At 78.5% G+C, this 614-nt stretch carries 1 protein-coding gene; it reads right to left on the bottom strand.

Features of this window, described 5'->3' with window-relative positions:
- Positions 1-614 (bottom strand): D-alanyl-D-alanine carboxypeptidase (locus tag ACFQ3T_RS36955; RefSeq protein WP_380730863.1); only part of this gene is annotated, 614 nt, incomplete at both ends.

Raw genomic sequence — 614 nt, 5'->3', positions numbered from 1 at the left:
GCGCCCGGCGCCGCCGTGCCGGGCGCGACCGCGGGCACGCCGAGCCGCTGCGCCAACGCCTGCGCGGCGGTGGCGGCGGCCGTGGCGGAGCGCGGCGTGTCGTACTTGGTGGGGTCGGCGCGCCCGCCGTCCAGCATCACCGGCTCGATCGGCGCGACGTACCCGTTCGCCACGTCGGCGGGGTCCCAGCCGGGCGCCATCCCGGAGGGCACGTACCGCGAGACGTCGTAGTGGACCTGGGTGACGGGCCCGGCGGCCCGCACCTGCGCGGCGAGGTCGTCGATGGTCGCCGCGCCGGGGTAGACCGTGGGCTGTCCCGCGGGCAGGGATGACAGGGTCGGGTCGCCGCCGCCGACCAGCACGACCGTGCCCGGCTGCGCGCCCCGCACGACCTTGGTCGACAGCTGGGACGTGTGGTCGAGCGCGAGCAGGGCCGCCGCCGCGGTGAGGACCTTGATCGTGGACGCCGGGGTCTGCGCCGTCGTCTCGCCCTGGCTCCACAGCGCCGTGCCGGTCGCCGGGTCGACCACCGAGCCGGCCACGGGGTCGAGCACGTCGTTCGCCGCCGGTCCGCTCAGCGCGGCCCGCACGCCCGCGGCGGTGTGCGGGGTGGC

This window comes from Saccharothrix hoggarensis (assembly GCF_042678885.1).
Lineage (GTDB): Bacteria > Actinomycetota > Actinomycetes > Mycobacteriales > Pseudonocardiaceae > Actinosynnema > Actinosynnema hoggarensis.
This window is presented reverse-complemented; position numbering and strand designations above follow the sequence as displayed.